Source organism: Streptomyces sp. NPDC014907, from assembly GCF_055562975.1.
Genome location: NZ_JBVHEG010000006.1, coordinates 128,510 through 152,437 on the forward strand (window position 1 = coordinate 128,510; position 23,928 = coordinate 152,437).

14 protein-coding genes are annotated in these 23,928 nt (G+C 75.0%); 9 read left to right on the top strand and 5 right to left on the bottom strand.

The window, feature by feature from the left end; translation table 11 throughout:
• Positions 1 to 7,863 (bottom strand): amino acid adenylation domain-containing protein, encoded by a 7,863-nt coding sequence (locus ACZ3IL_RS18375; RefSeq protein ID WP_467391454.1) that lies wholly within the window; start codon positions 7,861 to 7,863, stop codon positions 1 to 3.
• 907 nt (positions 7,864 to 8,770) lie between these two features.
• Here ACZ3IL_RS18375 and ACZ3IL_RS18380 point away from each other — a divergent pair.
• On the top strand, positions 8,771 to 9,517 hold the full coding sequence (locus ACZ3IL_RS18380) for a thioesterase II family protein (protein ID WP_467391455.1): 747 nt from the start codon (positions 8,771 to 8,773) through the stop codon (positions 9,515 to 9,517).
• Between the two features lie 125 nt (positions 9,518 to 9,642).
• Here ACZ3IL_RS18380 and ACZ3IL_RS18385 read toward each other — a convergent pair whose 3' ends face one another.
• A complete protein-coding gene (locus tag ACZ3IL_RS18385; RefSeq protein ID WP_467391456.1) occupies positions 9,643 to 10,401 on the bottom strand; it encodes a thioesterase II family protein in 759 nt (252 codons plus the stop codon).
• Between the two features lie 301 nt (positions 10,402 to 10,702).
• Between ACZ3IL_RS18385 and ACZ3IL_RS18390 the strand changes: the two genes are divergently transcribed.
• The 4 genes from ACZ3IL_RS18390 (at position 10,703) to ACZ3IL_RS18405 (ending at position 16,024) form a co-directional block, all read left to right on the top strand.
• Positions 10,703 to 11,011, top strand: a complete 309-nt coding sequence (locus tag ACZ3IL_RS18390) for an acyl carrier protein (protein WP_467391457.1) — start codon at positions 10,703 to 10,705, stop codon at positions 11,009 to 11,011.
• Positions 11,008 to 13,341, top strand: a complete 2,334-nt coding sequence (locus tag ACZ3IL_RS18395; protein ID WP_467391458.1) for an amino acid adenylation domain-containing protein — start codon at positions 11,008 to 11,010, stop codon at positions 13,339 to 13,341. Before ACZ3IL_RS18390 ends, ACZ3IL_RS18395 begins: the two co-directional genes overlap by 4 nt.
• A gap of 72 nt (positions 13,342 to 13,413) precedes the next feature.
• Positions 13,414 to 14,745: a vanadium-dependent haloperoxidase gene (locus ACZ3IL_RS18400; protein ID WP_467391459.1), complete on the top strand. Its 1,332-nt coding sequence runs from the start codon at positions 13,414 to 13,416 to the stop codon at positions 14,743 to 14,745.
• Between the two features lie 10 nt (positions 14,746 to 14,755).
• Positions 14,756 to 16,024: a hypothetical protein gene (locus ACZ3IL_RS18405; protein ID WP_467391460.1), complete on the top strand. Its 1,269-nt coding sequence runs from the start codon at positions 14,756 to 14,758 to the stop codon at positions 16,022 to 16,024.
• An 84-nt stretch (positions 16,025 to 16,108) separates the two neighbouring features.
• Here the strand turns inward: ACZ3IL_RS18405 and ACZ3IL_RS18410 are convergent, their stop codons facing one another.
• Both ACZ3IL_RS18410 and ACZ3IL_RS18415 read right to left on the bottom strand, forming a co-directional pair.
• Positions 16,109 to 16,939 carry an ABC transporter permease gene (locus ACZ3IL_RS18410; protein ID WP_467391461.1) on the bottom strand — a complete coding sequence of 277 codons (831 nt, stop codon included), beginning with the start codon at positions 16,937 to 16,939 and terminating at the stop codon, positions 16,109 to 16,111.
• On the bottom strand, positions 16,939 to 17,925 hold the full coding sequence (locus tag ACZ3IL_RS18415) for an ATP-binding cassette domain-containing protein (protein ID WP_467391462.1): 987 nt from the start codon (positions 17,923 to 17,925) through the stop codon (positions 16,939 to 16,941). The genes ACZ3IL_RS18410 and ACZ3IL_RS18415 overlap by 1 nt, the downstream gene beginning before the upstream one ends.
• Positions 17,926 to 18,051: 126 nt before the next feature.
• Here ACZ3IL_RS18415 and ACZ3IL_RS18420 point away from each other — a divergent pair, with 126 nt between their 5' ends.
• Together ACZ3IL_RS18420 and ACZ3IL_RS18425 are read left to right on the top strand one after the other, a co-directional pair.
• Positions 18,052 to 18,765 carry a MerR family transcriptional regulator gene (locus tag ACZ3IL_RS18420; RefSeq protein WP_467391463.1) on the top strand — a complete coding sequence of 238 codons (714 nt, stop codon included), beginning with the start codon at positions 18,052 to 18,054 and terminating at the stop codon, positions 18,763 to 18,765.
• Positions 18,766 to 19,142: 377 nt separating this feature from the next.
• Complete coding sequence (locus ACZ3IL_RS18425) at positions 19,143 to 19,790, top strand: 4'-phosphopantetheinyl transferase family protein (protein WP_467391653.1); 648 nt, start codon at positions 19,143 to 19,145, stop codon at positions 19,788 to 19,790.
• A 187-nt stretch (positions 19,791 to 19,977) separates the two neighbouring features.
• On the opposite strand, the gene ACZ3IL_RS18430 is transcribed toward ACZ3IL_RS18425, so the two are convergent.
• A complete protein-coding gene (locus ACZ3IL_RS18430; protein WP_467391464.1) occupies positions 19,978 to 21,249 on the bottom strand; it encodes a M6 family metalloprotease domain-containing protein in 1,272 nt (423 codons plus the stop codon).
• Positions 21,250 to 21,506: 257 nt separating this feature from the next.
• On the opposite strand from ACZ3IL_RS18430, the gene ACZ3IL_RS18435 reads away from it, so the two are divergent.
• Both ACZ3IL_RS18435 and ACZ3IL_RS18440 read left to right on the top strand, forming a co-directional pair.
• Positions 21,507 to 22,181: a TetR/AcrR family transcriptional regulator gene (locus ACZ3IL_RS18435; protein ID WP_467391465.1), complete on the top strand. Its 675-nt coding sequence runs from the start codon at positions 21,507 to 21,509 to the stop codon at positions 22,179 to 22,181.
• A gap of 205 nt (positions 22,182 to 22,386) precedes the next feature.
• On the top strand, positions 22,387 to 23,925 hold the full coding sequence (locus ACZ3IL_RS18440; RefSeq protein WP_467391466.1) for an MFS transporter: 1,539 nt from the start codon (positions 22,387 to 22,389) through the stop codon (positions 23,923 to 23,925).
• Positions 23,926 to 23,928: the final 3 nt, after the last annotated feature.

Here is a 23,928-nt window from a genome sequence, read left to right on the forward strand (position 1 = left end):
TTACCTTTCGGTCATCCTGCGCAGGGGTTTCCGGACGGAGGTCGACAGACCGCTCCACCGCCGGGAGAGCTCGGCGACGGTCGGGGCGGTGAAGAGGGTGCGGATCGGGAGTTCGACGCCCAGGTCGGAGCGGATGCGGGCGACGAGCCGGGTGGCGAGCAGCGAGTGCCCGCCGAGGGCGAAGAAGTCGTCGTCGAGCCCGACGCGCTCCAGGCCGAGGAGTTCGGCGAAGAGCCCGCACAGGGCGGTCTCGTGGGGCGAACCGGGCGGCCGGTAGGGCGCGTTGGTGGCTTCGGGCCGGGGCAGGAGGGCGCGGTCGAGCTTGCCGTTGGCCGTCCGGGGGACGGCGGGGAGGACGACCACGGCCGACGGGACCATGTAGTCGGGCAGCCACTCGCGGACGAACCGCTGGAGTTCGCGGGCGGGCGGGACGGCCCCGGCGCCGTCCCCGGTGACGACGTAGCCGACCAGGCGCCGGTCGCCCGGCCGGTCCTCGCGCACGACGACGACGGCCTCGTGGACCGCCGGATGGCGGGTGAGGGCGTGCTCGACGTCGCCGGGCTCGATGCGGAAGCCGCGGAGCTTGATCTGGAAGTCCGCCCGGCCGAGGAACTCGATCTCGCCGTCCGGCGACCAGCGGGCCAGGTCGCCGGTGCGGTACATGCGGGAGCCGGGCGGGCCGTACGGGTCGGCGGTGAAGCGGCCGGCGGTGAGGCCGGGGCGCCGGTGGTAGCCGCGGGCGAGGCCGTCGCCGGCGATCCAGAGGTCTCCGGCGACGCCCGGCGGGACGGGCCGCAGGGCGGGGTCGAGGACGCGGACCCGCGTGTTGGCGATGGGCGTGCCGATCGACGGGGGCGCGCTGCGGGTGACGTCCGCGAGGGTGGACCAGACGGTGGTCTCGGTGGGGCCGTACAGGTTGATCACCTGGGCGGCGTGGGCGGTGAGCTGGTCGGCGAGCGGCCGGGGCAGGGCCTCGCCGCCGGTGAGGACGCGCAGGCCGGCCAGGCGGCGCACGTCGTGCAGGGCGAGCATCTGCCAGTGGGCGGGGGTGGCCTGCACGACGGTGACGCCGGCCCGGTCGACGAGGTCGAGCAGGGCCTGCGGGGAGGCGACGTGGTCGCGGTCGGCGAGGACCACGCGGGCGCCGGTGGTGAGCGGCAGGAAGAGTTCCAGGGCGGCGATGTCGAAGGCGACGGTGGTGACGGCGGCGAGCCGGTCGGCCGGGGTCAGGCGGAGGACGTGCTGCATGCCGGCGAGGAAGTTGGTGAGCGCCCCGTGGGGGACGACGACGCCCTTGGGCCTGCCCGTCGACCCGGAGGTGTAGATGGTGTAGGCGGCCCGGCCGGGGGGTGTGGCCCGGCCGGGGTCGTGGGCGGGGTACGGCGTGAGGTCGGTCCGGTCGAGGAGGTCCTGGTCGAGGACGAGGTCGGCCTCGCAGTCCTCGATGACGGACCGGACGCGGGCGGCGGGGTGGTCCGGGTCCACGGGCACGTAGCAGCCGCCGGCCTTCCAGACCGCCAGGAGCGCCACCACCAGGTCGGCGGAGCGGGGGAGCAGCACCACGACGCGGCTCTCGGGCCCGATGCCCCGGCCGGCGAGCCAGTGGGCCGTCCGGTTGGCGCGCTCGTCGAGTTCGGCGTAGGTGAGGCGTTCCCCGCCGGCTTCGAGGGCGACGGCGTAGGGCGTGGCCCGGGCCTGCCGGGCGAAGCGTTCCGGCGTGCTCGCGGCGGGGACGTCGAGCGCGGTGTCGTTCCAGTCGTGGAGGACGAGCCGCCGCTCGGTGTCGGAGAGGACGTCGACGGCGGCGGTGCGGGTCCGGGGGTCGGCGGCGAACTGCCGCAGCACCCGGGCGAAGCGCTCCGCGATGTCCTCGACGGTGTCGGCGTCGAGGACGTCCGGGTGGTGCTGGAGGGTGACGGCGAGCATCGGGTCGGCCGCGGCGAGCACGGTCAGCGGGTAGTGGGTCGGCGCGAAGGGCCGGATGCCGGTGACGGTGAGTTCCGCGGACGCGCCGGCCCGGGAGAGTGCCGCCCGGTCCACGGGGAACGACTCGAAGATCACGATGGTGTCGAAGAGGCTGCTGAGCCCGGTCGCCCGCTGGATGTCGCCGAGTCCGGCGTGGTAGTGCTCCAGCGTCCTGGCCTGGGCGTCCTGTACGGACCGGAGGAGGTCTTCGAGGGTGTCGCCGGGCGCGCACCGCACGCGGACGGGCACGGTGTTGGTGAACATGCCGACGGCGGTGTGGGCGCCGGGCAGCTCGGGCGGGCGCACGGTGACGGAGCTGCCGAGGACGACGTCGGTGGAGCCGGTGAGCTGGGCGAGGACGACCGCCCAGGCGCCCTGGACGAGGACGTTGGGGGTGATGCCGCTCGCCGAGGCCCGCCGGACGACGAGCGCGGCCTCCTGCGGGGTGAGCCGGACGTCGACCTGGCCGATGCCGGCGGAGGCCGCCGCCCGGCCGGTGCCGGTCCCGGCGGGGGCGTCGCCGGCGGTCTCCGGCGTGGTGTCGCGGGCGAGCCCGGCGGCGAGGAGGGTGGGCTGGGTGATGCCGGACAGCTCCTCGGCCCAGGCCGCCACGGCCTCGTCGGCGTTCCGGCGGGACTGGAGGCGCAGGAAGTCGCGGTAGCCGTGCCCGGCGGGTTCGAGGGCGTCGGGCCCGCCGGCGTACAGCCGCATCAGTTCCTGCTCGATGATCGGCAGCGACCAGCCGTCGAAGAGGACGTGGTGCGCGGTCAGGGCGAGTTCGGACCGGTCCGGGGCGAGGGTGACGAGGGCGAACCGGAGCAGGGGCGGGGTGTCCGGCGGGAACCTCTCCTCCCGTTCCTCCACGAGGACCCGGTCCAGGCGCTCCTCCTGGTCGGGCAGGCCGGTGAGGTCGAGGTGGCGGAAGGGCACGGTGACGCCGTCGACGACGACCTGGAGGGGTTCGCCGGTGGACGTGGGGGCGAAGGCGACCCGCAGGTTGGGGTGCCGGTCGAGCAGGGCCTGGGCGGCGGTCCGCAGCCGCCCGGGGTCCACGGGTCCGCCGATCCGGAAGACGAACTGGGTCTGGTAGGAGGCGGAGACGCCGTCGCCGAGCATGCTGTGGTAGAGCAGGCCCTGCTGGAGCGGGGTGAGGGGCCAGACGTCGCCGACGCGGCCGTACCGCTCCCGCCAGCCGTCCAGGTCCCGCTGGCCGACCGTCACCAGCGGCACGTCGGAGGGGGTCAGTCCGCTCGCGCCCGCGGCCGCCTGGGAGCGCAGGCCGCGCAGGGCCCGCTGCCAGGTGTCGGCGAGGCGGCGGACCTCGTCCTCGGAGAGCACCCCGGGGGCGAAGACGAAGAACGCCCGGAGCCGTTCGCCGTCCCCGGTGTCGGTGACGAGGGAGTCGAGCGAGAGGGCGGAGATCAGCGGGGTGTCCGGGTCGGGCGCGGCGACGAGCCCGGCGGACTCGGGGGCGGGCGTCCACGGCGTCTCGCCGTCCGCGCGGGACCGGTCGAAGGCGAACCTGCCGAGGTAGTTGAAGCCCACCTCGTCGGCCGGGAGGTCCCTGAGGACGGCTGCGGTCGTCTCGTTGAGGTACCGGAGCAGGGTGTAGCCGATGCCCTGGTCGGGCAGGGCGCGGCGGCTCTCCTTGACCCTGCGGAGGGCGTCCGCGGCGGCCGGTCCGCCGGCGAGCGCGTCGGCGACGTCGATGCCGGTGAGGTCGAAGCGGACCGGGTGGACGGTGGTGAACCAGCCGACGGTCCGGGACAGGTCGGCGCCGGGCACGAGGTCCTCCTGGCGCCCGTGTCCTTCGAGCCGGACGACGGTCCCGGCGCCGGTGTCGGCATCGGTGCCGCGGTGGTCGGCGAGGGCGAGCACGAGGGCGGTGAGCAGCACGTCGTCGACGCCGCAGCGGAACGCGGCCGGCACGGAGGTGAGGAGGTCTCCGCCGAGCTCCGCGGGCAGTTCGACACGGTGGGTGCGCGCGGTGGAGGTGAGGTCGGTCCCCGGGTCGAGGGGGCGGGCGCCGAGCGGCCGGCCGGCCGGGGCGAGGATTCCGCGCCAGAGGTCGAGTTCGGCGGTGCGTTCGGGGCGCGCCGCCTCCTGGGTGAGCTCGTCCGTCCAGCGCTGGAGGGAGGTCCCGACGGGCGCCAGGGCGGGGGCCCGGCCGGCGCGGAGCTGTCCGGCGGCCTCGGCGAGGTCGGGGATGAGCACGCGCCAGGACATGCCGTCGACGACGAGGTGGTGGGCGGCGACGAGCAGCCGGCCGGGACGGCCCGGGGCCGGTTCGAACCAGACGAAGCGGAGCATCTCCCCGGCGGAGGCGTCGATGTGGCCGACGGCGCGCGCGGCCTCCTCCCGCAGGAGCGTCTGCCAGGCGGGCCCGGTGAGGTCGTCGGGGCAGGGGACGCGCCGGACGAGCCGGTCCGCGTCGACCGAGCCGGCCGGCCGGATCAGCAGCTGGTCGCCGGCCAGTCGGGAGCGGAGCACGTCGTGCCGGTCGAGGACGACGCCGATGCTCGCGGTGAGCACGCCGTGGGTGAGGCCGGCCGGGAGGGTCAGCACCAGCCACTGGGCGAGCCGGTCGAGGCCGGGCCCGTTCTCGGCGAAGAGGCGCGCCATGGGCGGCAGCGGGACCGGGCCGGCCGGGCCGGTGGTGTCCGGGGCGGCGGGGGCGGGTTCGCCGGCGGGGACGGCCGCGGCGGCGAGGCCGGCGACGGTGCGGCACTCGAAGACGGTCCGGGCGGTGAGGAAGAGGCCTCCGGCGCGGGCGAGCGCGACGACCCGCATGGCGGAGATGCTGTCGCCGCCCAGGGTGAAGAAGTCGTCGTCGAGGCCGACCCGGGCGGAGCCCAGGACCTCGGCGAAGACGTCGGCGAGGAGCCGTTCCTCCGGGGTCCGGGCCACCCGGTGGGGCCGGCGCGACACCTGCGGTTCGGGGAGCGCGGCGCGGTCCAGGGTGCCGTGCGCGGTGAGCGGCACGCTGTCGAGGACGAGGAAGGTGGCGGGCACCAGGTGGTCGGGGAGCCGGTCGGCGGCGAAGCGCCGCAGCTCCGCGACGTCGAGGCCGGCGCTGAAGTCCACGTCGAGGCCCGCGGAGCCGAGCCGCCCGGGGGTGGCGGGGACGACGTGGGCGACGAGCTGGGCCGGCCCGTCGGGCGCCTCGGACCAGATGGTCACGGAGGCGTGGGCGACGCCGGGGTGGGCGGTGAGGACGGCCTCGGTCTCGGTGGGCTCGGCCCACAGGCCGCGGATCCGGACCCGCCGGTCGGCGCGGCCCGCGTACTCCAGTTCGCCGTCGGCGTTCCAGCGGGCCAGGTCGCCGGTGCGGTACATGCGGGAGCCGGGCGGGCCGGACGGGCAGGGGACGAAGCGTGCCGCGGTCTCGCCCGGCCGGTGCGGGTAGCCCCGGGCGAGACCGGTGCCGGAGACGTACACCTCGCCGACGACGCCGGCCGGGACGGGGTGGAGCGCGCCGTCCAGCACGTGGACGACGGTGTTGCGCACGGGCCGGCCGAGCGGCGTGCCGGTGGCGCCGGCCCGGTGCTCCCACGCGGTGGCGTCGAGCGCGGTGCCCGCCGGTCCGTAGAGGTGGTGGACCGGTACGTCGCAGAGTTCGCGGAAGCGGGCCACGAGGCCGGACGGGAGGGGCTCCCCGCCACACAGGACGCGCCGCAGGCCCTTGCAGGCGGTGGCGGCGGCCCCGTCGCGGACGAGGGCGGCGAGCGCGGACGGGACGAGGTGCAGGGTGGTGACCCCGGCCCGGCACACCGCGTCGGCGAGGGCGGTGGCGTCCCGCTGGACGTCCCGCCCGGCCATGACGACGGTGGCACCGGCGGTCAGCGGCCAGAGCAGTTCCCACACGGCGGGCGCGCCGAGGGCCGCTGGCGTCTTGTGCAGCACCCGGTCGGTCGCGTCGAGCGGGTACCGCTGCTGCATCCCGCGCAGCCCGTCCGCCAGGGCGGCGTGCGTGAGGACGGCGCCGGAGGCCGGGCCGGAATCCCCCGTGCCGGGGCGCAGGAGGGCGCCGTCCGCGCCGTCCGCGCCGGCCGGGGCGGGCGGCGGCGCCGTGTCCCCGTCGCCCTCCCCGGCGCGTTCGACGACGCTCGCCTCCCACAGCGGCCGGTCGCCGTCGAGGGGGGTGACGGCGATGCCGTCGGTGCCGACGAGGGTGAGGAGCAGGACGGGCCGGGTGTCGCCGAGCAGGGCCCGCATGCGGTCGGACGGGGCCTCGGGGTCGACGGGGAGGCAGACGGCGCCGGACCTGAGGACCGCGCAGACGGCCACGGCGAGTTCGGGGGAGCGGGGGACGGCGACGGCGACGACCCGCTCCGGTGCCGCGCCGCACTCGGCGAGCCGGCGGGCGAGGCGGCCGGCGCGGGCGGCGAGCGCGCCGTAGGTGAGCGTGGTGGACTCGTGGACGACGGCGACCGCGTCCGGGGCGGCGGCGGCCCGCCGGTCGATCAGGGCGGGGACGGTCTCGTCGTCGGGCGCGGCGGCGGGGCCGGTGCCGAGGCCGAGGAGCGCGGCGCGTTCGGCGGCGTCGACGGCGGGGAGGTCCTGGACGCGGGCGCCGGGGTCGGCGAGGCAGGCCCGCACGAAGGCGGTGAAGCGGTCGACGAGTCCGGCGATGTCCCGGGGGGTGTAGAGCGTGCCGGGCGCGTCGAAGCGGATGTACAGGTCGCTGTCCGGGCCGCCGTCGCCGTAGGTGGAGATCCTGACCTCGTCGGGCAGTCCGAAGGTGCCGCCGGCGAAGCGTCCGACGGCGCCCGCGAGGTCGATCTCCCGGAGGAAGGGGATGACGTTGACGACCGGGCCGAAGGGGCTGCGGGCGTCGCCGGCGTGACCGGCGGAGCGCTTGATCAGGGAGACGTTGTACTCGGCGTGCCGCAGCACCCGCGTGCGTTCCAGGCGCACCGCCCGGGCGAGGGCGGCGATGTCGGAGGACGGTGGCACGTCGACGGCGAGGGGCAGGGCGTTGGAGTAGAGGCCGAGCGCGTTCCGGAGTTCGCCGCGACGGTAGTTGACGGTGAAGGAGAACAGCGGCTTGGGCGTGTCGCACAGGCGCCGCAGGAAGACGGCGGCGGCGGCGGTGAGCAGGTCCGGGACGGTGGTGCCGGCCGCGTCGGCGGCGGCCTGCCATCCGGCGGCCTCGGCGGCCGGGACGCGGGCGGTGCGGCTGGACACGCCGAGCGGCGCGGTGAGGCCGTCCCAGAAGGCGGCGTCGTCCGGTTCCGTCCCGGTCCGCGGGGGCAGGCCCGCGGGGAGGCGGGCGGCGGTGCCGTCGGCCGTGACGTAGGCCCGCCAGAACTCCTCGGCGGCGGTGAACCGGGCGGAGGAGCGGTACGCCGCCTCCTTCTCGCCGGCGATGCCGGGCGGGACGTCGCGCCCCGGGGGCACCGGCTCCCCGGCGCGCAGGGCTCGGTAGATCTCCGCGAAGCGCTGGGAGAGCACGGCGAAGACGCCGAAGGCGTCGGTGAGGATGTGGTGGAAGACCAGGCACACGAGGTGGTGCCCGTCGCCGAGGCGGACGGTGCCGATGCGGAACAGCGCGTCGGTGGCGAGGTCGAAGGGGCGCCGGATCTCCCCGGTGAGGAACTCCCGGGCCGCGTGCGCCGGTTCGGCCGCTTCGCTCACGTCCTTGTGGAACGGCTCGAAGGCGTCGGCCTCCCGGTGGACGAGCCGCAGGGCACCGGTCCCGGTGTCGTCCCGGCGGAAGTTCACCAGGAGCGCGCTCGCCTCGCCCATGGCCGTCCGCAGCGCCCGGTCGAGGTCGCCGAGGTCGAGTTCACCCCGCACGTCCCAGATCGTCGTCGTGCTGTTCGGTATGTCGGGCGCGAGGTTCTGTTCGAGCCACATCGCCTCCTGCGCCGAAGAGACATCGCCGCTAGCACCCATGCAGACCCCCGAAGAAGTAGCTCTCGATCGTCGCCGGCACGCGGCGGAGCGCCGCTCGGTCGTACGGTGTGCGGCTCCGGCGTCCTGACCGGCGGGAAGCCGCCCTCGTTCGTGTGTCCACCCTAGGAACGGATTCCCGCGTCACCCGGGGGCCTGAAAGATCTCGGCCAGACCCGACCGGCCGGTCGTGAGGGGCCCGGAGACGCGGAAAGCCCCGCCCCCCCCGGGAGGGGCGGGGCGCCGGCGGACGCCGAGGATGTGGGGGAGCGCGGTGAGGGCCTGCCGGGGGCTCTCGGCGCCGCACGTTTCCGGCGGGCCGCCGAAACCGGCGGAACGCCCCGTTCCGTTGCGGGCCGGCCGTCGTCGGCGGCGCGGGTCCGGCGGACCGGTGCGCGACGGGCGGCGGAGCCGCCGAAACCGTGGCCGAATTCGCGCTCCCCGACGTCGTCGGGACCGCCGGTGCCGGAAGGGGCGTCATCGTCGGCGACCGGGCCCGCCGGGCCGTCGTTCCCGGTCGCGGCGGTCCGGTGCCCCTCCTCTTCGGCGCGCTGCCGGAAGAGGTCTTTCCACGCCCTGGGGAAACGTCCTCGCCAGGGGGCGGCCCCCTCGGTACGGACGGTCGCGGGCGGTTCCCGGTACCCCCAAGGTGCTTGTGGAATCAGTCACTTGGGTAGCACCTACGGGACGGCGGCCATACGCTCGACCTGTCACCGCGATGACAGGGAAAGTCATTCCAGATATTGACAGAATGGACAGCGGGAACCCGTACGGGTGATTTCCTGAACACCATTGAAGCAATATCCGTACGGGCTCTTCCTTGCAGAATTCTTTCGGGAAGCGCGTACGCGCCGAGGCCAGTCCGAACAATGCGGATCCCTGAGCGCGCGCTACCGAGAGGGACGGACCGATGAGCCGATCACGGGAACGGGGCTGGACACGGACGCTGGCCACCGCCGAAGACCCCGTCGTCCGCCTGGTGTGCTTCCCGCACTCCGGCGGTTCGGCGACCGCGTTCCACGGCTGGGCGGCCGCGCTGCCGCCGGACGTGGAGCTCGTGGGCGTCCAGTACCCGGGGCGCGGCGACCGCTTCGGCGAACAACTCGTGGACGACGTGGCCGAGATGGCAGGACGGGTCGTGGCGGAACTGCTGCGCCTGCCCGCCGCCGACCACGTGCTGTTCGGGCACAGCCTGGGCGCCCTGGTCGCGTACGAGACCGCCATGCTGCTGCGGGACATGGGCGGCGAGCCGCGCCGGCTGTGCGCCTCCGCCTGCCTCCCCCCGGGCGACATGAAGAACCGGGACGTCCACCTGGCGCCCGACGGCGAGTTCTGGGAGACGCTCGCCGCGCTCGGCGGCATCGATCCCGCGATCATCGAGAACGCCGAGATGCGGGAGCTGTTCACGCCGACGCTGCGCTCGGACCTCCGGGCCCACGCCCAGTACCGCCCGCGCGGCGGGACCACGCCGCTGTCCTGCCCGGTGAGCTGCTACCACGGCGACGGCGACCCGCTGGTGGACGAGGAGCGGATGGCCGGCTGGGCCGGCGTCACCTCGGGCGCGTACACCCTGCGGGTCCGCCCCGGCGGTCACTTCCACGTCTCCGGCGACGTCGCCGGACTGGTCGCGGACGTACTGGGCCGTGAAGCGGTCTGAGCGGTCTGAGTGGACCGGGTGGACTGAGCGGTCTGAGCGGACCGGGCGGCCGGGCGGACCCGGCGGACGCGGCCGGTCCCGCGCCGTGGGGACCGGCCCCACGGCGCGGGACCGGCCGCCGTGGTTCAGCCGTCGGCCAGGGCCTCCCGGACGGCCGCCGCCAGCTCCGCGGGACGGCTGCTCGGCAGGTCGTGCCCGCCCGGCAGCGAGAGCATCCGGAAGGGCCCGGTGGTGAGCGCCGCCCAGGCCTCGATCCGGGCGGCCTCGACCGTGTGGTCGTCGCGGCCGTGCACGGCGACCGTCGGCACGGCGACGGGGGCGACGGCCCCGGCCTCGTACAGCTCCAGCTCGTAGTCCTCGACGAGTTGGTAGTCGGCGCGCAGGGCGGGTTCGACGATGTCCAGCAGCTCCTCGTTGGCGAGCAGCGTCGACGGCAGGTACCCGTCCGTCACGACCTGCTTCAGGAACTCCGGACGCGGCAGCCCCCAGGTGGGCTCGCGGCGGAGGCTCCCGGGCGCCGGGTGCGAGGAGACGACCAGCGCCCGCACCCGGTCCGGGTCCAGCCGGCGCGCCACCTCGTAGGCGACCGCCGAGCCGGCGCAGTGCCCGTACAGCACCACCGGACGCCCCCCGGCGTGCCGCAGCAGCTCGGCGGCCACCTTGTCGGCGAGGTCGGACATGACGGTCTCGACGGGGTCCTCCAGCCGGGACTCCCGGCCCGGCAGCCGCACCCCGAACGCGTCGTAGTCGCGCGCGAGTTCGAGGCACAGCGGACGGACGGTGGTCACGCCGGCGCCCGCGTGCGGGAAGGCGTACAGCGCGCACTCCTTGGGTTCGCCGCGGGAGACACCGACGAACCAGCGACTTCTCGTGTTCGTTCCCATGCCCGTGAGGATGACCAGTCGCCGCCGCCGGAGGGCGCCGACCCTGACTGACCTCTGAAAGATCCTCGGACAACGCCCGGCCGCCGCGGCAAGACTGGCACCCCCGTTCGCGCCGGCGAGAACTCGCCACCCGCGCGGCGAGGGACCGTTCCGGAAGTCTCCGGCGCCGGCCGGACCCGGGCGGCCGGGCCGCGGCCGTCACGCGCACCGCGGCCGCACCGACACCGCGGCCGCGCGGACGAGGCCGCGGCGGAGTCCGGTTGACGACACAGAGCACCGCGAGAGAACGCAGGAGCGAGTGGTGAACGACTTCCGAACGGCCGGGGTGGCCGGCCCGGACCACGACGGCCACGACGGCCCGCAGCCCGACCGGGTGCGCGCGCTGGTGCGGGCCCAGTGGGCGGACGCGCTGGAGCACGACGGCTTCGGCGACGACGACGACTTCTTCGAGGCCGGCGGGAACTCCCTGCTGATCGCCGACATCATGGCCGGGCTGGGCCGGGCCGCGGGCACGCGCCTGCCGCTGCGGCTCTTCTTCGACCACCCGACCGTGAACGAACTGACCACCGTACTGGCGGCCCACGAGGCCTTCCGGTCACCGGCCCGGTGAGCGCTCCGCCGGCGTCCTTCCCGGACGCCCCCTGGAGCGGGTGGAACGAGACCACGCGGTCCTTCCCCGACGAGGCCACCCTTCCCGGCCTGGTCGCCGGGGCCGCCCGCCGGTACCCGGACCACCCGGCGGTCGTCACCTCCGACAAACAGGTCCTCACCCACGGCGAACTGGACCGCCGCGCCAACCGGCTGGCGCGGCTGCTGCGCGCGCGGGGACTGGGCCGCGGCTCCACCGTGGGCCTCTACGGCGGGCGGGACGCGTCGGCGCTCGTCGGCCTGCTCGCGGTGCTCAAGTGCGGCGCCTCCTACGTGCCGCTCGACCCGTCCTGGCCCGCGCTGCGGGTGGTCGGGCTGCTCGGCCGGCTCGGCGTGACGGCGCTGCTCACCGACCGCGCCCACCTGGCGGCCGTCCAGGAGTTCCGGTGGGAGGTGCCGTCGCTCCGCCACGTGCTGTGCCCGGACATCCCCGAGGAGCACTCCTGGACGGCCGGGTTCCGCCGCGAGCGGGTCGCCGACTTCTTCGACTACGTGGCCGGCTCGCCCGACCCGCTGGAGGCCGCCGGCTTCAACCTGCGGCGCGCGCAGGGGAACTTCGGCGAGGACGACGTGCGCGGCTACCGGGACCACGTCGTCCGCTTCGTCCGGTCGGCGACGACCGCCGCGCGGCCCTCGGTCCTGGAGATCGGCTGCGGCTCCGGCCTGATCGTGGAGGCCCTGGCGCCGGAGACGTCCCGCTACGTCGCCGCCGACCCGTCACCGGTCTCCGTCGCCCGCAGCCGGGAGGCCGGGGCCCGGGCCGGTGCCGAGGTCGAGGGCGTGGTGTGCTTCGCCCACGAGGCCGCCGAGCGGATCGACGGCCGGTTCGACGTGATCCTGCTGGCGAGCACGGTGCAGTTCCTGCCGGACCTCGACCATCTGACCGGCGTCCTCGACGCGCTCCGCGGGCTGCTCGCCGACGACGGCGTCATCGTCCTCGCCGACCTCATCGATCCGGCGCTCGGCGCCCACACGGGCCTGCGGGTGCCGCCCCGCTACGTCGAGCGCCTTCCCGAGCTGCTGCCGGGCGTGACCGGCGCCGAGGTCCACCGGCGCGACGCCGGGCGGTTCGCCGGCGAACTGGCCGAGCGGTACGACGCCGTCGTCCGGACCGCCCCCGGCGGCGGTCCGGCCACGGCCCGCGAGCCGCTGTGGACCGGCCACCACGTCGCGCCGTGGCCGGACGGCCCGCTCGCCGACGGCCCTTCGGCCGAGGACGTCTGCTACACGATCTTCACCTCGGGCTCGACGGGGGAGCCGAAGGGCGTCGCCGTCACCCACCGCTCGGCGGTCAACCTCGTCGACTGGATGAACCGCACCCACGGGGTGGGGCCCGGCGACGAGATCCTGTTCGTCACCTCCTTCTGCTTCGACCTGTCCGTCTACGACGTCTTCGGCGTGCTCGCCGCCGGCGGGACGGTGCGGCTGGCCTCGGCCGAGGAGATCGCCGAGCCGGACGCCCTGGTGGACCTGCTGGAGCGGGGGACCGTGACCATCTGGGACTCGGCGCCCGCCGCCCTGGCCATGCTCATGCCGTTCGTCCAGTCCCGTGAGCCGGCCGGGCGCGACGCGCTCCGCCTGGTCCTCCTCAGCGGCGACTGGATCCCGGTGCCGCTCCCCGACCAGATCCGGGCCGCGTTCCCGAACGCCGAGGTGGTGGCGCTCGGCGGCGCCACCGAGTGCACCGTCTGGTCGAACCGCTACCGGATCGGCGACGTCGACCCCGGCTGGCCGAGCATCCCCTACGGCACCCCGATGCAGAACGCCCGCTACTACGTCCTCGACGAGGCCCTGCGGCCCTGCCCGCTCGGCGAGGAGGGCGACCTGTACATCGCCGGCACGTGCGTGGCCCTGGGCTACGCCTCGGCCGCCCGCCTCACCGCCACCCGGTTCCTGCCCGACCCGGCGGCCCCGCTGCCGGGCGAGCGGATGTACCGCACCGGCGACCGCGCCCGCTGGCTGGCGAGCGGCGAGCTGGAGTTCCTGGGCCGCCTCGACGACCAGGTGAAGGTACGCGGCTACCGCATCGAACTGGGCGAGGTGCAGGCGGCGTTCCTCCAGGTCCCGGGCGTCCGGGCGGCCTCGGTCGTGGCGCCTCCGGGCCCCGGCGGCCGGACGCTGGCCGCCTTCTACGTACCGGCGGACGGGGCGCCGGCGAAGGCGGACCTCGTCCGCGCCCTGCGCGCGGTCCTGCCGTCGTACATGCTCCCCACCCGGATCGTCGCCCTCGACGCGCTTCCCCTCACCAGCACGGGCAAGGTCGACCGGGCGGCGCTGCTGCGCCGGCTCTGAGCCGCCCGCACCCGGCCGTCCCCCCTTCCCCGCCCCCTCTTTCCCGATCTCCTTCCGACGAAAGGTCGCACGATGACGACAGGCTCTTCCGGATCGCCGGTGTCCCCCCTCACCGCGGGCACCTCACGGCGCCGGCTGCTGGTCGCCGCCGCCGGCGTCGCCGCGGGCACGGCCGGCCTGATGGCCCTGCCGGCCACCGCCCGGGCCGCCACGCCCGTGCCCGCCGGGTCCGGCGCCGCCACGGACCTCGTGGGTCCGTGGCTCGACGAGATGCTGGGGGCGTTCGCCGCGTCCCCGATGCACGGACTGCCCGAGCGCACCTGGGCCATGGGCTGGATGGCGGCGTGGGCGGCGATCAACTCCCCGCGGGCGGCGGCCCGGGGCCGGCGCGCGGTCTTCGAGGACGCCGCCGTGGCGACCGCGGTGCACGGCGTGCTGCTCGCCCTCGTCCCCGACCAGGCGGTCAGGTTCGACGACGTCCTGGCCCGCTCGCTGGCCGGGCTGCCCGCCGGCGAGGCCAAGGAGGCGGGCGTCGCCGCAGGCCGGAGGGCCGCGGCCTCCATGGTCGCGGCGCGCACCGGCGACGGCCTCGACATGGCCTCGGTGAACGTGCCGTTCGAACTGCCGCCGGAGGCGCCCGGCGTGTACCGGTACACGCCGGGCCAGACGATGCTGGTCGCCGCCGGGTACGGCAAGGCCCGCACCTTCCTGCTCGACCGGGCCGACCGCTACCGTCCGGGCCCGCCGCCGGCGCTGGGCACGGCCCGGTACCGCAGGGACCTCGAAGAGGTGCGCCGCCTCGGCGGGGTGGTCTCCGAGCGCACCGAGGAGCAGACGGACACGGCGTGGCTGGACCCGCTGAGCCACTACGTGCCGGCGCTGCGCGCGCTGGTCGGGCAGCGGAGCCGCTCCCGCCGCAACAAGGTGCTGGTCCTCGCGGCGCTCGGATCGTCCATCGTGGACTCCAGCATCGCCTGCTTCGACGCCAAGTACGTCCGGCTGCACTGGCGCCCGGTCACGGCGATCCGCTTCGCGGACACCGACGGCGACCCCCGCACCACTCCCGACCCCACGTGGGAGTCGTTCCTCCAGACGCCGCCGCACCCCGAGTTCCCCAGCGGCCACGCCGTCACCGCCGGCGCCGCCGAGGTGGTCGTGACGGCGCTCGTCGGGCCGTACAGCCCGGTGGAGTTCACCAGCACCTGGAAGCGCGGCGACGGCAAGGTCGTCACCCGCCACTACCCGCGCGGCACGGCGTGGACGAAGCTCACGAGGGAGAACGTCGACGCCCGCGTCCTCGCCGGCGTCCACTTCCGCTTCTCCGACGAGATCGGCGCGGACCTCGGCCGTGACGTCGCCCACCACAACCTCCGCCGCCTCGCCCGCGGCCACGCGGAGCGGTGAGGTGCCCCCCATGAGCAGATCGCGTCTGGTGGCCGCCTCGGCCGTGCTGGTGCTGGCGACGACGGGCTGCGCCCCCGGCCTCGGGCTCGGCGCGCTCGCCGCGGGCGGGGACGCCGGGGCGGGCCGCCCGGTCCACTCCGGCGCGACGGCGGGTCCGGCCCTCCTCGCGGCTCCGGGCGCCGGCGGGGCCTCCGGCGTCCGGCCGGCCGGCTTCACGGCGTCCGGCACCGGGGCGTCCGACGGCGTCGCGGACCGGGCGGGCGTGCGGTTCCACGGTGTCGGCTCGCTCGCGGGTCCGGCCGCGCAGAGCGAGGCCTTCGACATCAGTGACCGGGGCGTCGTCGTCGGCGCCGCCGCGGTCCCCGGCTCCGCGGCGACCCACGCCTTCGTCATGGACCCGGAGAGCGGCGGCGGGCTCACCGACCTCACGCCGTCCGACCCGCGCAGCACCCGGGCCGAGGCGGTCAACCGGTTCGGCACCGTGGCCGGCACCCTCGGGATCACACCGGGCGCCGGGCTGCCCCAGCCCTTCGTCTGGCGGCCGGGCACCGGTCCGGAGGTCCTTCCGCTGCCGCCCGGCGCCGCCGGCGCCCAGGCCGTGGACATCAACGACGCGGGCACGGTGCTCGTCGTCGGCACGGACCCCACGGGCGTCGGCCTCCCGGTCGGCTCCTTCCTGTGGGACCCGGCCACGAGGACGTACGCCACCCTTCCGACGGCCGGTGCCGGGGGCGCCGGGGCCGTGCCGATCGCACGCACCCTGGACGAGCGCGGCGGGGTGGCCGGGGGGCTGGTGTCCCCGGTCGGCACCGGGGCGTGGCACCACACGGCGACCGTGTGGGAGCCCGGCACCCTGACCCCGCGCACGCTCTCCTCCGGCGGTGGCAGCGACACCTTCGCCACCGACCGCAACGAGCGCGGGACGGTCGTCGGCTGGCGGATGAACACGCCCGGCACGGCGCCCACCGCCGTCTACTGGCCGAGCGCGGACGCGGCGCCGGTCGCGCTTCCCGGCCAGGTGGCGTTCGAGATCAACGACCGGGGCCGGATGGTGGGCATCCGTCCCGCCCCCGAGTCGGCCTCGTTCCCCTTCGCGGCGGTGATGTGGGAGCCGGGCGACGGGGGCCGGATCAAGACGACCGACCTCGGCGGGAAGGGCCTGGGGTCGTACGCCAACGCCGTCAACTCCTCCGGAAAGACCGCTGGTTACGTCGTGACACCGGGCTCGTCGGCCCCGTACAACGCGGGCGGCTGGTGGAATCCGCCCCGGCGGGGCTGACCCCCGGACCCCGGCCCACGAAAACGGCCGCCCTCTCGGAGAACCGAGGGGGCGGCCGTTTTCGTGGGCCGGGTCAGCGGCGGGTCACTGGGAGCGCCGGCTGTACTTGCGGGTGGCGAGCGGGGCGAAGACCGCGACCAGGGCGATCGACCAGCCGATGGTGAGCAGGACGTAGTCCGTGGCGGGCTCGCCGTTGAAGAGGGCCCGCAGCGCGTTCACCGTGGTGGTCATGGGGCTGGCCTCGGCGTACACCTGGAGCCAGGACGGCATGGTGCCGGTGGGGACGAACGCCGACGAGATCAGGCTGAACGGGAAGATCCAGATCAGTCCGGCCGACTGCGCCGCCTCCGGGTTGGCCACGGAGAGCCCGATCATCGCGCCGACCCAGGTGAGCGCGTAGCCGAAGAGCAGCAGCAGCGAGACGCCGCCGAGGGCGGACAGGAACCCGCCCTGGAAGCGGAAGCCGATGAGCAGCCCCATCAGGACCACGACGAGCACGGACGCGACGTTGCGGACGATCTCCGAGAACGACCGTCCGACGAGGACGGCGGAACGGCTCATCGGCATCGAGCGGAACCGGTCCATCAGACCGCGGCTCATGTCGGTGGACACGCCGATCGTGGTGCCGGCGACCGAACCGAAGAGCACCATCTGCACGAGGATGCCCGGCAGCAGGAACTGCGGGTAGTTCCCGCCCTGCACGTTGATCGCCCCGCCGAAGACGTACGCGAACAGCAGGATGAACATGACCGGCTGGACCAGGGAGAACATCACCAGCTCGGGACTGCGCAGCAGGTGCCGGAAGTTGCGCAGCGCCATCTGCCAGGCGTCGGAGAGCCACCAGGACAGGCCGCTCTTCTGCTGGACGGCGCCGAGGTCCCGTCGCGCGTCCAGGTCCAGGGACGTGGTGGCCATCAGTGCTTGCCGCCCTTCTTGTCGGTGCCCGTGTTCTCGGTGGCGCGGGCCGTCGCGGTCTGTCCGGTGAAGGCGAGGAAGACGTCGTCGAGCGTGGGCCGGCGCACGGCGACGTCGGCGATCGCGATGCCGGCGTCCCGCAGCGGGTTGAGCAGTTCGTTCAGCGTCATGCCGTCGGGCAGCGGGGCGTGCACCTGCATCGTCTCGGGCTCGGCGACCGGCTGGGTGCCGAGCAGCTCGCGCAGGAGCCGCACCGTCCCGTCGACCGCGCCGGAGTCGATGAGCGTGACGTCGGCCCAGCTCTGGCCGACCTCGGCCTTGAGCTGGTCCGGGGTGCCGCTGGCGATGACCCGGCCGTGGTCGATCACGGAGAGCGAGTCGGCGAGGTGGTCGGCCTCCTCCAGGTACTGCGTGGTGAGGAGGACGGTGGTGCCGTCGGCCACCAGCTCGTTGACGATCCGCCACACGTCCATGCGGCTGCGCGGGTCGAGGGCCGTGGTGGGCTCGTCGAGGAAGATCAGCTGCGGGCGGCCCATGAGCCCGGCGGCGATGTCGAGCCGGCGGCGCATGCCTCCGGAGTAGGTCTTGGCGGGCCGGCCGGCGGCCTCCGTCAGGTCGAAGCGCTCCAGGAGCTCGCTCGCCCGGGCCTTCGTGTCCGCGGTCGACATCCGGAACAGCCTGCCGATCATGTGCAGGTTCTCCGACCCGGTCAGCATGTCGTCGACCGCGGTGTACTGCCCCGTCAGACCGATGATGGACCGCACCGACAGGGGGTTGCGGCGCACGTCGAGCCCGAAGACCTCGGCCTTCCCCTCGTCCGGGCTGAGCAGGGTGCTCAGCACGCGCACGGCGGTCGTCTTGCCCGCGCCGTTGGGCCCGAGCAGCCCGTGCACGGTGCCCTCCGGCACGCTCAGCTCAAGGTTGTCGAGGGCGGTCACCGAACCGAATCGCTTGCACAGTCCAGCCACTTCGATCGCTGCTGGCATCTTCAGACGTTCCCTTCCAAGGGTCCGACGACATTTCCGGGGTGCCTTGGGCTGAAAGCTACACCTGAACATCCTCTTGAACCTTGGCCCGCCGGTGACGGCGGATTGCCTCCTATAGTTTCAAACATGGCATATTTCCGACCGGCCGATCTCGCCCAAGAGCACGGCATCTCTCCGCAGACCGTGCGCAATTACGAACGCGACGGCTTCCTTCCTCCCGCCGAGCGCACGGGAAACGGCTACCGCCGCTACACCGAACGGCACGCCGCCGCCCTGAGGGCCTACCGGGCCATGGTTCCGGCCCACGGGTACGCCGAGGGCGGCACGATCATGCGGGCGGTCACCGAGGGCCGGCTGGACGACGCCCTGGCCGCCGTCGACCGCAGTCACGCCGAACTCCTCAGGGACCGGGGCACGCTGGCCGCCGTGGGCGAGGTCCTGGCCCACCTGACGAAGCGCTCGCGGAGCGCCTGGCGCGCGCCGAGGACCACCCAGCCCTTCACCATCGGCGAGCTGGCCCACCGTCTCGGCGTCAGCGTGGCGACCATCCGCAAGTGGGAGGAGGCGGGCGTGCTCCTCCCCGACCGCCACCCCGGGACCGGCCACCGCACGTACGACGCCGACGACGTCCGCGACGCGGAGCTGGCCCACTTCCTCCGTCGCGGTCGCTATCCCCTGGAGCTGATCGCCACCGTCGTCCAGCAGGTCCGCGCGGCCGGCGACACCCAGGAGCTGGAGGCGGCCCTCGACGACTGGCTCCGGCGGGTCACGGCCCGGGGCCTGGCGATGCTGAAGGCGGCGGCGCTGCTCTCGGAGTACCTGGAACTGCAAGAGAAGTGACGTGTCGTCACCTCGGGGCGCGCTGTTCTCCGCGGCTCCGCGGCTCCGCGGCTCCGCGGCTCCGCGGCTCTGCGGCTCCTGGGCCGCCGGAGGCCGGGCAGGGGCCGCGGCAGGCCGGACGGGCCGGGCGGGCCGACCGGCCACCGGGCGCTGAAGGAGACCTGACAGACGGCCCCTCCCCTCTCCGCCCGCCCTGCGATGCTCGACCGCATGGAGCAGCGCCGACACCAGCGCCCCGGGCCCCGTCCGACCGCCGAACCGTCCCCCGCGCGGACCGCGCCCGTGGGCCCGCGTCGCGGGAGCCGTCGCCCCGCACCGGATCTCCCGGAGGCGGCGTGATCGAAGAAACGCTGCCCCGGGCGGTCGCCGCGACGGGCCTGATGGGGAAGATGCTTCCCGGTGCCGCGGCCGTGGCCGAATCGCACGGCGACGCTTCCGGGACGGGGCTCCTCCCGGAGGAGCGGGCCCTGGTGGAGGGGGCGCCGCCGGACCGCCGGTCGGAGTTCGCCGCGGCCAGGGTCTGCGCCCGCCGCGCGCTGGCCCGGATCGGCGTCGCCCCGGTGCCGATCCTGAGGGGTCCGGCGCGGGAACCGCTGTGGCCGGAGGGAGTCGTCGGAAGCCTCACGCACTGCGCCGGTTACCGTGCCGCCGCGGTCGGGCGGGCGACGCGGTTCAGGACGATCGGAATCGACGCCGAGCCGGACGAGCCGCTGCCGGAGGGGGTGCTCGAACAGGTCGGTCTGCCGGCGGAGCGTACGCGGTTGGCGCGGGCGGGGGCCCGTCATCCCGACCGGCTGCTGTTCAGCGCCAAGGAGGCGGTGTACAAGGCGTGGTTCCCGTTGACGCACCGCTGGCTGGGATTCGAGGACGCGATGATCGTCCTGGACCCCGGGGGAACGTTCGACGCCCGCCTCCTCGTGCCCGGTCCGGTCGGCTCCTTCCGGGGCCGGTGGGCGGCACGCGACGGGCTGATACTGACCGCCGTCGCCGTGCCCCGCGACGGCCGGCCCGCCGGCGGGGGCTGAGGACCACGGTTCACCCGTCGCCCGGACGGGCCACGGAGGGGTCCGGGCGCCCGGCCCCGCCCGGGGGACACCGTCGCCCACGGGAGGCGGTACGGGGTGCCGGTGACGTGTCCGGCTCCTGTCCCGGCGCGGGGTGCGGGGTGCGGGGGGAAGCCCGCGGGGAGGGGGTTCCGCCCTCGGGGCCCGTTCAGTCGCGGGTGACCCGGACCCGGTACGTCCCCGTCCCGTCCTCGTCCAGGACGGAGATCCTGATCCCGTTGGCGCGGTCCGTGAAGGTCTCGCCGGGGCCGTACGGGGCGTCCGACAGCTCCGCGTGGACGTTGGCGCGGTGGGTGCAGCCGCCGCTGGCCCGCTCGCTGTCGGCCACGGTCACCGGACCGTGGCCGGTGTCCACGTCCGACTCGACCCGGTAGACGAGGACGCCCCGCTCGCACACCGCCTCGTCGTTGCCGCCCCCGGCGCGCACCTCGACCGCGTACCCCGACGTGCCGGAGAGCGGGACGAACACGAGCTTGGGGCCGCCGGCGTCCGCCAGCGGGGTCAGCGTGTAGTCGGTGGCGCCGGTGCCGGAGGCGCAGCCCACCTGGTCGTTGTCGAGCCAGCCCAGTTTCCACTTGTGCCAGCCGAGGAGGTCGTTGTTGGCCCCCCAGTCCTCGGACATGATGTCCCAGTGCCCGACGGTGCCGCCGCCGTCCGCCGTGTAGAGGTCGGGCAGGCCGAAGACGTGCCCGTTCTCGTGCGGCAGGACCCGGTAGCCGGTCTCCGCGAAGCTGCCGGAGCCGTCGTCCTGGCGGCTGTAGACGAAGGACGCGTTGGCGAGCGGCACGCCGTCGGCGTACGGGGCCTCGTCGTTGCCGGAGAAGGTCACGGACAGGACGGTGTCGAGGGCGGAGGGCCCGGCGTTCGGGGTGACGAGGACGTTCACCAGGTCGTACGCGCTGAAGTCCACGCGCGGGTCGGCGGCCTTCACGATGTCCTCGACGAGGGCGCGGTAGCCGGGCTCGTACGGGGAGCCGCGCCCGATCCCGTACGAGGAGAACGTCCGGGGCATCCGCAGCCAGTCGGGTATCGGCGCCTCGGCCTTGTAGTGCAGGCGGCCGTACGAACTGGTGCGGAACCATTCGGCGGTCTGCGGGAAGAACTCGCGGAAGCGGCCCATCGCCGTGCCGTCCCCGGCGGCGTCCGGGAAGTCGATCATCAGGTTGAGGGCCCTGACGAGGCCCGTGGAGCGCACGTACCCGGGGGCGGTGGGCAGCCCCTCCGACATCTGCACGCCCATCGTCGTGGCGATGCGGCACGGCGCCAGGCGGACGTTGTCCGGCGCGGCGGCCACGGGTCCGGCCGAGGCGGGAGGGGGCCTGCGGAGGGTGGTGCTCGCGGAGGTGAGCAGGGCGAGGGAGAGTGCCGCGGTCGCCGCCAGGGCGACGGGTCTGCGTATCCGTCGTCGGGGGTGCTGCATGCGGTCGCCTCTCCGGTGGGGGCAGGTCGGCGGTCGTCCCCGTCGCGCGCGGAGGGGGTTCGCGCCGTGCGATCAGCCTGTGACGGGTGGTGCGGGTGCGCGCGCCGGGTGACCCGATCGTGGGTATTCCGTGAAACGAGGCATGTGTGACTGGGGTCACAGGGGGTGCGGGAAATAACCGGGGAGCGGGTCCCCGTTTACGCCTGTGTCCAGCGAAGTGGGGAGAAGTTCCCCGGTGAGGTCGAGGAGGCCGTGACGTGACCAGGAACGCCGCCGGCGCCACCGGCGCCGCGCCCGCCCGCCGGACGCCCCGGCCGAGGGCGGACGCCCTGCGCAACCGCGAGCGGATCGTCACGGCGGCCCGCGAGATGTTCGTCGAGTCCGGCCCCGAGGTGCCGTACGACGAGGTCGCGCGCCGCGCGGGCGTCGGGAACGCCACGCTCTACCGGAACTTCCCCGAACGGGCCGACCTCGTCCACGAGGTCGTCCTCTCGCTCATGGCCCGCGTGACCGCGCTCGCCGAACGGGCCGCCGCCGAGGAGGGCGACACCTTCGCCGCCCTCCGCCGCTTCGCCCACGCCGCCGCCGAGGAACGCGTCGGGGCCCTCTGCCCGGTGCTCGACGACTCCTTCGACCGGGAGCACCCCGACCTGAGGGCCGAGGGCGAACGGCTGGAGGAGGCCGTCCGGGGCCTCGTGGAACGGGCGCAGCGGGCCGGCCGGCTCCGTCCCGACGTCGGCGTCGGCGACCTGATGGTGGCGCTCTCCCAGCTGACCCGCCCGCTGCCGGGAACGGGCTGCGGGACCTTCGCCCCGTTCGTCCACCGTCATCTGCAGCTGTTCCTGGACGGTCTGGAGGCGCCCGCGCGCTCCGAACTGCCCGGAACGGCCGCCACCCTGGAGGACCTGAGACACGGCTCCCGACCGTCGTGACCCGCCCGCCGACCCCGGGCCCCACGGACCCGCGGAACGCGCAGACCCCGTAGACCCGCAGGCCCCATAGGCCCGCACACCCCACAGACCCGCAGACCCACAGACCCACAGACCGCAGGGTCCGCAGCCCCGGGGCGCGGTCCCGGGTTTCCGTACGCCCTTTTCCTCCCTCACGTACCCGTACGCGCCAAGAGGTGGCCCACCCATGCCGAAAACCGCCGACACCGCCCCGAGCACCGTGCCCGGGGCCGACCCCGGACGCTGGAAGGCGCTCGTCTTCATCGCCCTCGCCCAGCTCATGGTCGTCCTCGACGCGACGATCGTGAACATCGCCCTGCCCTCCGCCCAGCGGGACCTCGGGATCTCCGACGGCAACCGGCAGTGGGTCATCACCGCCTACGCCCTCGCCTTCGGCGGACTGCTCCTCTTCGGCGGGCGCATCGCCGACCTGTGGGGACGCAAGCGCGCCTTCGTCGTCGGCCTCGCCGGCTTCGCGGCCGCCTCCGCCCTCGGCGGGGCCGCGAACGGCGAGGCCATGATGCTCGGGGCCCGCGCGCTCCAGGGCCTCTTCGGCGCGCTCCTCGCGCCCGCCGCGCTCTCGCTGCTCGCCGTGACCTTCACCGACGGCAAGGAGCGCGCCAAGGCCTTCGGCATCTTCGGCGCGATCGCCGGCGGCGGCGGTGCCGTGGGCCTGATCCTCGGCGGCTTCCTCACCGAGTACCTGAACTGGCGCTGGACCTTCTTCGTCAACATCCCGTTCGCCGCGGTCGCGGCCGTCGGCGCGTACCTCGTCGTCCGCGAGCCCGCGGGCGGCCGCAACCGCTCCGCGCTCGACGTCCCCGGAGTCGTCCTGTCCACCCTGGGCCTGGTCGCGCTCGTGTACGGCTTCACCCGCGCCGAGTCCGAGGGCTGGAGCGAGGCGGGCACGGTCGGCCTCTTCGCCGGCTCCGCCGTGCTGCTCCTGGCGTTCGTGGTCACCGAGGCGCGCGTGAAGTCGCCGCTGCTCCCGCTGCGCGTCCTGGCCGACCGCAACCGCGGCGGCGTCTACCTGTCGCTCGGCCTCGCCGTCATCGCGATGTTCGGCCTGTTCCTCTTCCTGACGTACTACCTCCAGGTCGTGAAGGGGTACTCGCCGGTCAGGACGGGCTTCGCGTTCCTGCCGATGATCGTGGGCATGATCACGGGTTCGACCCAGATCGGGGCGCGCCTGATGACCCGCGTCCCGCCGCGCCTGCTGATGGCCCCGGGCTTCCTGACCGCCGCCGTCGGCATGCTGCTCCTGACGCGGCTGGAGATCGGCACCTCCTACGCCGGCCTGATCCTGCCCGCGCAGCTGCTGCTCGGCCTGGGCATGGGCACGGCGTTCATGCCGGCCATGTCGCTCGCGACGCACGGCGTGGACCCGAAGGACGCCGGCGTGGCCTCCGCGATGGTCAACACCTCGCAGCAGGTCGGCGGCGCCATCGGTACGGCCCTGCTGAACACGATCGCCGCCTCGGCGACCACCGCCTATCTGACCGGCCACGCGGCCGGCGCCACCACCCCGGCCGCCCGGAAGCTGCTCCAGCTCCAGAGCATGGTCGAGGGGTACGCGGCGGCCATCTGGTGGGCGGTCGGCATCCTGGCGGTCTCGGCCGCGATCGCCTTCGCGTTCATCACCACCGGGAAGCCGGAGGGCGGCGTGGCCGCCGGGTCCGGCGCGGACGCCGGCGACGAGGTGAAGATCCCGGTCCTGGTCCACTGACCC

Excerpts from the sequence above, each read along its gene's own strand:
- ACZ3IL_RS18415 (WP_467391462.1), bottom strand. The coding sequence starts at position 17,925 with ATGCCAGCAGCGATCGAAGTGGCTGGACTGTGCAAGCGATTCGGTTCG.
- ACZ3IL_RS18400 (WP_467391459.1), top strand. The coding sequence starts at position 13,414 with ATGACGACAGGCTCTTCCGGATCGCCGGTGTCCCCCCTCACCGCGGGC.
- ACZ3IL_RS18385 (WP_467391456.1), bottom strand. The coding sequence starts at position 10,401 with ATGGGAACGAACACGAGAAGTCGCTGGTTCGTCGGTGTCTCCCGCGGC.
- ACZ3IL_RS18420 (WP_467391463.1), top strand. The coding sequence starts at position 18,052 with ATGGCATATTTCCGACCGGCCGATCTCGCCCAAGAGCACGGCATCTCT.
- ACZ3IL_RS18375 (WP_467391454.1), bottom strand. The coding sequence starts at position 7,863 with ATGGGTGCTAGCGGCGATGTCTCTTCGGCGCAGGAGGCGATGTGGCTC.
- ACZ3IL_RS18430 (WP_467391464.1), bottom strand. The coding sequence starts at position 21,249 with ATGCAGCACCCCCGACGACGGATACGCAGACCCGTCGCCCTGGCGGCG.
- ACZ3IL_RS18380 (WP_467391455.1), top strand. The coding sequence starts at position 8,771 with ATGAGCCGATCACGGGAACGGGGCTGGACACGGACGCTGGCCACCGCC.
- ACZ3IL_RS18440 (WP_467391466.1), top strand. The coding sequence starts at position 22,387 with ATGCCGAAAACCGCCGACACCGCCCCGAGCACCGTGCCCGGGGCCGAC.
- ACZ3IL_RS18405 (WP_467391460.1), top strand. The coding sequence starts at position 14,756 with ATGAGCAGATCGCGTCTGGTGGCCGCCTCGGCCGTGCTGGTGCTGGCG.
- ACZ3IL_RS18410 (WP_467391461.1), bottom strand. The coding sequence starts at position 16,939 with ATGGCCACCACGTCCCTGGACCTGGACGCGCGACGGGACCTCGGCGCC.